This window comes from Sphingomonas sp. ERG5 (genome assembly GCF_000803065.1).
Classification (GTDB): domain Bacteria; phylum Pseudomonadota; class Alphaproteobacteria; order Sphingomonadales; family Sphingomonadaceae; genus Sphingomonas.
The window spans coordinates 1-8774 of sequence record NZ_JSXI01000071.1 but is presented as its reverse complement, the minus strand read 5'-3'; the positions used below and the strand labels follow the sequence as shown (position 1 = coordinate 8774).

Sequence of the window (8774 nt, the reverse complement as noted above, 5' to 3'; positions counted from 1 at the left end):
GCCGCGGGGCGCTCGGGTGAGGGCTTTCGCCATAGTGGTGACGGCTCTTGCGGCAGTTGCGGCATGGCTATGGTTTGGGCCCCGGATCGCCTCGGAATTGGCGGGAACCGCCACCGGCGCAACCTCCGAGGCCCTGTTCACCGTCCTTGTCTTCGGGCCGTTGCTGGCGTTTGCGCTCGCGGGCGCCGCATTGTCGGGACTGCCGGCGTGGGGACTGGGGCAGCGACCGCTTCACACGAGCGGGCAGGGCCTCGCGCTCGGCCTGGGCGGGGTGCTGCTGGCAACTGGCTATGCCGCGCTGGCGGGAACGCTGCGGCACGGAACGGCTGGCGGTATCTCGCTGGCATTACTGGCCGGCGTGCTGGTCATCGCGCTTCAGGTCGCGGCCGAGGAGACGATGTTCCGCGGCTGGTTGCAGCCGCTGCTGGCGCGGGTGGTGGGAACGCCGCTCGCGGTCGGTGGCATTGCGATCGCCTTTGCCGCACTGCATGTGCTCGCCGGTACGAGCGACGGTGTCGGACTGATCAACCTGATGCTTGGCGGTGTTCTGTTCGGCGTCCTGGCGGCACGAAGTGGTGGCATCGCCGGAGCCTTCGCGGCGCATTTCGCCTGGAACGCAACCGAACAACTAGTGCTGGGGCTCGACCCCAATCCAGGTGTCGGGTCATTTGGTGCCCTTGCCGATCTGGATTTGGTCGGCAGTCCCCGTTGGGGAGGATCGGGTGAGGGCCTGAATGCCAGCTGGGCGATGGCAATAGCGCTCTGCGTCGTGCTGGTGCCGATATTATTGTGGCCATTTCGCGGGCGCGGGCAGGACGCGGCATCAATGACCGCCGGGCGCAATCTCAGTCCTTCACCTCATCGACCGACCTGAACCAGATCATATCGGCTTCCCAGCCGCGCTCGGCGGCGATCGACACCAGCCGGTCGCGCCAGTCCGCCCCCCGCGCACCAAGCGCCGGAGCGACGACGGCGGGGTCGAACGGCCCCTTGCCGGTGATCAACAGCAATCCCGACCAGCCGGCATGGTCGAGGTCGATCTGTAACCGGTAGCGATCACCGCCCAGGTCGGCGAACGGCACCCCCTTCTGCGATGTCTTCAGCTGCTCCATGAACGCCGCTCTGCTCGGCACGAGCATGTCGATTTTACCCGACGGCTCGAGCCCGACCAGCGTCAAATCGCGGCTCGGGTCGGCCAGCACGATGCCGATCACTGCGTTGGCGGCAATGCTTCCGGGATAGGCCGAGCCGGGTGGTTGGGTGCGCAACTCGAACTTGCGCTGCGGCACCGACAGGCGATTGCCTGAGGGGGCACGGATCTGGCGATAAGCGTCCAGCGCGGCACAGCCGGATTGGTTGATCGGCGCAACCTGCGAGAAATCGATGTCCGCGCCGGAAATATCCTGTGTCTTCAGCGCGCGATTGATTTCGGTCAGCGCCGCCGCCGGGCTGCCGGCGACGCCGGTCAGCGCAACATGCGCCCCATTCGCGGCATTGGTCAGGCTGACAACCTGGAGCCATGTACAACTGACCGACGGTAACGCCGCATTGATCGCATTGCCTGCTCGTGTGACCGGATCGGCGCTACCTCCGACACCGGCTCGATCGGTTGGACCGCGATCCGCGCCGCGACCGCCCAGGACAAGCCACCCAATCACCGCGAGGAGAAACACGGCCATGACGGCTGCGCCGATCGCCCAGGCGCGCGGCAGGCTTTTCACGGGCTCGCGAGACACTTCCGCCCTGTCGAGTGCGGCCAGCACAGCTGCCATTGACGGGTATCGTTCGGATGGTTTCGGGCGGATCATCTGTTCGACGATCGGTCTGAGTGTCGCAGGTACCGCGGAAAGATCCAGGCCGGCACGCCGTTTGTCGACCGCATCGACCAGCGACCCGCCCAGCCCGAGATCGCGCCCGCGCGCGACCGCCAGGATCAGCAAGCCCAGGCTATAGACATCAGTCCATGGTCCGAGCTCACGGCCATAATCGCCAAGCTGTTCGGGCGCCACATAGCCGAGCTTGCCGGCAAAGCCGTCGCCAACGATCGTCGCGGTGCCGGGGTCGAGATCCTTGGCGATGCCGAAATCGATGATCCTTGCCTGCGCCAGCTCGCCACCGCCCAACAGGACATTGTCAGGAGAGATGTCCCGGTGAATCGCACCCAGGGCATGCGCTGCGGCCAGACCCGATGCGAGCCGGCGTAGCAGCGCGCCAAGCTGTTCCGGTGTCGGCGCAAGCGTGCCGAGCACGTCGGACAGGTTGGTGCCGTCGATATATTCGGTGACGATGTACAGGACGCCGAGTTCAGGTTCCTGCGCGAGCACCCGATACTGGACGACGGCCTGATGATGGAGCCGGGTCAGGGTCCGCGCTTCGCGACGAAACAAGGTGATCACGTTCGGGTCGGCGGCGAGTGCCGGTAGCATCACCTTGATCGCAACGCGTTCGTCCGTGATCACGTTCGCGCCTTCGAATACTTCACCCATTCCGCCACGGGCGATGAAGCGCCGCACCGCGAACATGTGGTTCAGCACGTCGCCGACCTTGATGCTTTGCGGGCCAGTCGCAGGAGAGGGTTCGAACACGGTACGCTCGCCATCGGTCCCGGATGGCGTAGCGGTAGATGGCACGAACACGGTACGGGGATCGTCGTCCCCGCCGCCCGGTGGCTTGCTCATGGCAGCATGTCCCGGCTGCCGGCCAGCGCGAGCAAGGTGGTTTCGCCGACCCCGATCAGGATGGCCGTCACATTATCGGGGGCGCCGCGCTCAAGCGTGGTCGCGATCAGGGCGTCGAGCGTCGCTTGCCGTTCACCCATGTCGAGCATCGCCGCGATCTCGCCATCCTCGACCTTGCCGGTCAGGCCGTCGCTGCACAGGAGGAACACATCGCCCGGCTCGACCTCGTCCGTCACGACGTCTACCGCCATGCGTGCGCCAACGCCGATCGCGCGGGCGAGGACGTGCCCGCCAGGGTGATGGCGGGCATCCTCGGGCGTGATCAGCCCGCGATCGACCATTTCCTGGACTTGAGTATGATCGCGGCTGAGCGGATGCAGCACGCCGCCGCGCAGCAGATACGCCCGGCTGTCCCCGACCCAGAGGATCGCGAAGCGCTGCTCGCGCACCAGCAGGGCGACGACTGTCGACCCCATTTGCTGTCCACGGCGCTGTGATTCGGACCAGATACGGCGGTTGGCACTATGGATCGCGTCCGCGACGGACTGCGCGGCGGTATCGAAATCGCCGGGTATATCGACACTCTGCAGCGCTTGAACCACTGCGGCCGAAGCCCAGTCGCCATGGGCATGGCCGCCCATTCCGTCGGCCACGGCCCATAATCCGTCGGCGGCGCGATCGCAGAAACTGTCTTCATTGTTGCGCCGGACGAGCCCAGGGTGCGTGCCCGCGACGCTGTCGATCCTGAGACTTGTCATGATGCCGGCGACGGGGTGAGCATTGCCGATATCAGCGTCGGCGGGCAGGCGCCGTTCAATGTAGCACCCGTGCCATCATCGGAACTCCACCAGCGGTTTGCGGCATCGACCGTCAGCGCATCGCCGGCGTCGCCCGCTTCCCGGACCAGCCGGTCGACCTCCCAACGCTCGCCGATCGCGGCATAGAGCAATTCCTCGCACCGCGTCGCCGCAGCGGGGTCGCCAATCATCAGCAATATCGGGAAGCGTCGGCCCAGCGCGTCCTGCGACGCCGCGACAGCACCCGCTAACCCGTCGCCGGCACAGCACCAGGGCAATGCACGATCGAATGTATCGGCGAACGCGTCGCCCAGGTCGGCTCGCGCTTGCGCCAGTGAGGGCGACAGCCACGCATCGATCCGCTCGCGTTGATCGTGAGAGAAACCGCGCGCGACAAAATCGCCATGTGCGGGCAGCTTTCCGAACAGGGCGACGCCGCTCATAGCGATGCCGGGCACCGGAAAGACCAGAGTCCGGCGCGGCTGAACGGGTTGCGATCTCCTGGCAACGCAATCGCCAGGGTCGTCTTGATCGCGCCCTGGCCGAAACTCGCCCGGATCGCTTGCGCTCCGGCATTCTGCTTTTCCGCCATATCCATGACGCGGAACAACGCCCAAGGTCCCTCGGCGGCGAACCGCGCGAGCTCGGTGCCGGAAGACGGATCCGGCGCGGGCGATGCCTCGGCCGGCTTGGCGGGCGTCGTGGCAGGTTTCCGGGCGGCGGAGAGCAACACGACAGATGCTTCGGGCAGTCCGCCCGTTGCCGACCAGAGCAAGGGATGCGGCTTGTTGTCGGTCGCCGTGAAACGATATCGTGTGCCGCCGCTGGTCACTTCGACCGCATCGACACCACTGCCAAAGCCCGCCACCGACACCTTTACCGGCAGCCCACCGACAAGCAGATCGCGCAGCTCGCCCGCCCGCGCAAACGCCTCGGGAGTCAGTGGGTTGAGCGCAGCCGTTACCGCATTGCCCTCGCGCCAGCGCCAGATTGGCCCCTCGGTGTCGATAAGCGGTTTCAGTCGGCTTTGCGCGAAGCTGTCGATCACGCCACCCATCCCGAACACGCGCAACACATCAACCATCGCCGCATCCTGCACGGCGCCGCCGAAGAAAGGGTAGCGCTCCTGGGCAACCTCCCGACAGGCTGGGAGGACGCTTTGCGTGTAGGCATCGGTTATTGCGCCGCCCGCAGCGCTCACCTGCGCCGCGCTGCCCCCGCCGGCAGCTTGCGTGACGAAGGGCTGCATTTGTGGTGGCGCGCCGGAAGCGGCGGCCTTCACCGCAGCGATCGCCGCGGCCATCTGCGCCTGCGTGGTATCGGCGCCGCCGCCGCCGCCAACGGAGCGCGCGGCCATCACCGCCTGTCCGGCCGATTTCAGGGCTGCGACGAATTCATCGATCGGTGCCGATCCGCGGCCATCCCCGACATAGTCCTGCACGCTGGCGAAATAGCCGCTGATCTCGTCCCCGGCGTCGATACCCCGCGCCCGGTCGCGATTCATTTCCTGCCCCAAGCGACCGATGCGGGAGCGGTTGAGGGCGTACCGTCCGGCCCGCGCCAGCCCGGCCTGCGCGCCGCCGGTGAAAGTCGTGTTCTTGCGCAGTTCGAGCAGCACGCGCTTCATCGGCGACGGGCTCTTGGTAAAGGCGCCGAAGGCGGCCGGGTCGCTGAAATAGGCGCCGGGCCGCATCAAGGCGATCAGCCCTTCCCAGGCGGCGATATAGTCCTTGGCATATAGTCCGGTGACGCCGGGCCGGACATTGCTCAGCTCCGCTCCGACGCCGGCTTCGTCGGCGCCGCCAACCACCCACAGGTCGCGCTTCAAATCCTGCTGGACGGTAACCAGGCCAGGCAGATAGGCCTTTTCATAGCCGGCCCGGGTGAAGAAATACGGAATCCGCGCGGACAGGACCTGATCGGGTGCGGCGAAGGCGAGCACATCGCCTTGCGAGAGGATGTTCGCCGCCTCCCATGGCGCGCCCGCCGATGCCGCTTTCTGGCGCAGCACCGCATAGGCACGGTCGGCGAGCGACAATGTCTGCACCGCGGCGCGCGCGCTGGCGACGAGTTGCGCATCGAGCGGCGGCTGGCGGTTGGGCCAGACGCTCGCCATATCGCGATCCTCGAGCAATGCCTTGAGATGGCGCGACAGCGCGGCGCGCTCGGCCTGGCTGTCGGCCCCGGGATAGAGTTCGTTTGCCCAATCCGTGGTGACCCAGGCTTGTACCGAATTGGCGTCCATCGGGCCCTTCTGCCCGAGCATAAGATACACTTTGAGCGGCTCGTACAGCTGCATCGGGTCGCGCCCTTGCGCTTTCATCACCGTCTCGAGGCGCAACAGCAAGCGCGGCAACAACACCCGGCGCAGCGCATCGCGATAGGTTTCCAGCGCTTCCTGGCTCAGGCTGCGCTGGTAGAGGCCAAAGGTCATCGCCAGCGGGGGACCGCCGGCCGCGCGCTGCGCATAACCGCGCGGCAAATTGCGCAGCGTGTCGAGCGCCGGGATCGCCGCGCGCAGGTCTGCATCGTCTTCGCGAACTTGCGCCAGATCGACACCCGCCTCCTGAAACTGCTTCTCCGCAACGGCGACCTGGCGCGTCAGGTCCGCCTGGAATGTACGATTGCGCACGAAGCTGACGCCCCATGCCGTCGCGACCAGAGCGGCCGCCACGCCAATCGCCGCCAGCGCGCCGATCAACTGCCCACGCCGGCGCGTTTTCGCCCTGGTATCGGTGGTGACCAGCCCGGCCTCGGGAAACATGACTTCGGCGAGCAGGCGATTGAGGAAATAGGCGCGCCCTGAACCGCCGGATACGGCGTCGGGTGCGGCCGATGGCTGATCATATACTTCGGCCATGCCCGCGATGATACGATCGAGCGGCGCCCCTTCCTGCAGGCCGCTGGTCAGGTAGAAACCGCGAAGCTGCCCCGCCGCTTCCTCGCCAGACACAAAGGCGCCATCGAGCAGCCGCATCAGTCGCGCGCGCAACGAGCGAAGCTGCGACGGGAAGCCGATCATCAGGCCACGGCGGCGCTGATCGACTTCCTCGAACACACGCCGCGCCTGCCGATCGGCGATCGCCTGCGTCATGGTATCGAATGCGTGCGCGAGCGTGTCGGCGGCCGGGCGGCCGGCTGCGAAACTGGCGGTCGATCCGAACACCGCGCGCCGGCCCTCGACGTCCAGATCTTCGAAATATTCGGTAAAGCCGGCGATCAGATCGGCCTTGGTCAGCAGGAGGTACACCGGAACCGCGACCTCGAGCGTCCGGCGCATCTCGACCAGCCGGCGACGTATGGCGCGCGCGTGCGCATCGATCGCGGCGCAATTGCTGCGGATCAGTTCATCCACTCCGATCGCGACGATCACGCCGTTGACCGGATGTGCCGGCCGGTTGCGCTTCAGCAGCGAGAGAAACGCTTTCCATCCCGCCGCATCGACCGTCGCGTCGGAATCCTGCGTGGTGTAACGCCCTGCGGTGTCGACCAGCACTGCTTCATCGGCGAACCAGAAATCCAGATTGCGGGTTCCACCCACGCCCTGCACTGCCTGTTCGACGAACGGAAATCTCAGTCCGGAATTGAGCAAAGCGGTCGTCTTGCCGGCACCGGGCGGTCCGATAATGACATACCAGGGCCGGCTGTAGAGATAGTCGCGGCGATGGCCCGTGCTGGCGCGCAGCTTGGTCAGCGCTTCGCCCATGCGCTTGCCAAGCAGCTTGCCCTCCTCCTCGACGGCATCCGGTCCGGCAAGTTCAGCGGCGATCGCGTCCGCCGCCTTGCGCGCGCGCAGACGTCTGAGGAACCACCACAGCAGCCATCCCAGCGCAACCGCCACGACGCACGCGATGCGCACTGATAGCGGGCGGAAGAACGCAACGAACAGCGGCAGCCCGAACGCCAGCAAGGCTGCCAGCAGCAGCGCGGCGACGATCGTCACGGCGTACCAATTGCGGAACCAGTCGCGAAAGAATCTGCGCATAAGGGTCAGTACCGCCGCGGCACGACGATTTCGACGCGCCGGTTCTGGGATTTGCCGTCCGCTGTCGCGTTCGAGGCGATCGGCACGGTTTCGCCCAATCCCTTGGTCGACACGCGCGACGGATCGCTGAGATCGCTGCGGATCAATGCGCCGACGGCTTCCGCCCGTGCTTCGGACAGCGCCATATTATTGGGGAATTGAACCGTCGCTACCTTGTCATTGTCGGCATGGCCTTCGATCGTCACGCTGCCGCGTTCGTTCTCAACGGCGCGCCCGATGCGGTGAAACAGCGTGTCACGGCCGGGTTCGAGCGCGTCGGAGCCGGATTTGAACAATTGCCCAACCGTCGTTCGTACGCGCACGGTCTGCGCATCCTCTTCGACCTTGACCAATTTTTCGCGAATTTCCGGTTCCAGGAAGCGCTTGAGTTGCGTCGCTTGCGCACTGTCGGTCGCGGCCATCGCGACGGCCGGACGGGACAATGTCAGGCGCGCGTCGGGCGTCAGCGCGGACAGCCGGTCGGAGGGCACTTCGCCGCTCGACATGAGCATCAGGCGCAGAATGATGTAGAGCAATAGCAGCAGTGCCGCGGCGGCAGCGGCGGCAAGCGCGAGGACGCTCCAGCCGATCCGCGCGGCCGGCGCCTTCTCGCCCCGCCAGTCCGGTACCAATTCGACCTGCGAGAGCGATCGGACGTGCGGCAGGGCGCTTTGCAGCCGCGTCATGATCTCGTGCAGCCGCCGCCGGCCATCAGACATGACGCGGAACCGGCCTTCGAACCCTGCGGCAAGGCAGGTGTGATACAGTTCGATCAGGTCGAGATTGTCATGCGGTACGCGCAACATGTCATCGACCAGCTGCCAGAAACGATCGCCGCCGATATTTTCCTGGAAGAATGTCACGACCATCGAACGCCGCGCCCATTCCGCACCGTCGGTACCGATTCCGGGCAGATTCTGCGCGATATCGTCGACCGTGGCGCACACCGCATATTTGGCCCGCTGCCGCTTCTCTTCGGAATAATGCGGCTGGATCGCGCGTTCGAAGCGCGCAACCGCCTGCGTGCATTGCCGATGGAGTTCGGGCATCGCCATTCGCACCCGTCCGCTGCGCACACTCGCTGCCAGTGCGAGTACTGGCTCGGCTTCGGCCAGCATGACGTTGCGGATGGTTGGCGCGGTCGCCGGTAGCGGGACATCGTCCTCGGCGAGGCGAGAAGGGGCGAGTGGTGACCCCGCCGGGACTGCGCTCGATCGCGACAGCGGCGGCGGCGCACCATATCCGCCGTCGGGACCGGACTGGGCGGGATGGGAG

The 8774-nt window shown here is 66.3% G+C and carries 6 protein-coding genes; 1 reads left to right on the top strand and 5 read right to left on the bottom strand.

Going from position 1 to position 8774, the window contains the following annotated elements; all coding sequences use genetic code 11:
* Positions 1–37: 37 nt before the first annotated feature.
* Positions 38–874, top strand: coding sequence for a CPBP family intramembrane glutamic endopeptidase (locus OO12_RS27210; protein ID WP_160296889.1), 837 nt, complete (start codon positions 38–40; stop codon positions 872–874).
* On the opposite strand, the gene OO12_RS27205 is transcribed toward OO12_RS27210, so the two are convergent.
* The 5 genes from OO12_RS27205 to icmH all read right to left on the bottom strand — a co-directional run.
* The gene (locus tag OO12_RS27205; RefSeq protein ID WP_052216213.1) at positions 846–2678 is read right to left on the bottom strand and encodes a serine/threonine-protein kinase; all 1833 of its coding nucleotides are present in this window, start codon (positions 2676–2678) and stop codon (positions 846–848) included. The genes OO12_RS27210 and OO12_RS27205 overlap by 29 nt on opposite strands.
* Entirely contained in the window at positions 2675–3436 is a 762-nt protein-coding gene (locus tag OO12_RS23075) for a PP2C family protein-serine/threonine phosphatase (RefSeq protein WP_034161123.1), read from the bottom strand. Before OO12_RS23075 ends, OO12_RS27205 begins: the two co-directional genes overlap by 4 nt.
* On the bottom strand, positions 3433–3918 hold the full coding sequence (tagF, locus tag OO12_RS27200; protein WP_052216212.1) for a type VI secretion system-associated protein TagF: 486 nt from the start codon (positions 3916–3918) through the stop codon (positions 3433–3435). The genes OO12_RS23075 and tagF overlap by 4 nt, the downstream gene beginning before the upstream one ends.
* A complete protein-coding gene (gene tssM / locus OO12_RS23065; protein ID WP_034161122.1) occupies positions 3915–7460 on the bottom strand; it encodes a type VI secretion system membrane subunit TssM in 3546 nt (1181 codons plus the stop codon). Before tssM ends, tagF begins: the two co-directional genes overlap by 4 nt.
* Positions 7461–7465: 5 nt before the next feature.
* Positions 7466–8774: type IVB secretion system protein IcmH/DotU (gene icmH / locus OO12_RS23060; RefSeq protein ID WP_052216211.1), on the bottom strand; the 1309-nt coding region annotated here is incomplete at its 5' end.

Coding starts and splice junctions, on each gene's coding strand:
- OO12_RS27205 (WP_052216213.1), bottom strand. CDS start 2,678: ATGAGCAAGCCACCGGGCGGCGGGGACGACGATCCCCGTACCGTGTTC.
- OO12_RS23075 (WP_034161123.1), bottom strand. CDS start 3,436: ATGACAAGTCTCAGGATCGACAGCGTCGCGGGCACGCACCCTGGGCTC.
- tagF (WP_052216212.1), bottom strand. CDS start 3,918: ATGAGCGGCGTCGCCCTGTTCGGAAAGCTGCCCGCACATGGCGATTTT.
- tssM (WP_034161122.1), bottom strand. CDS start 7,460: ATGCGCAGATTCTTTCGCGACTGGTTCCGCAATTGGTACGCCGTGACG.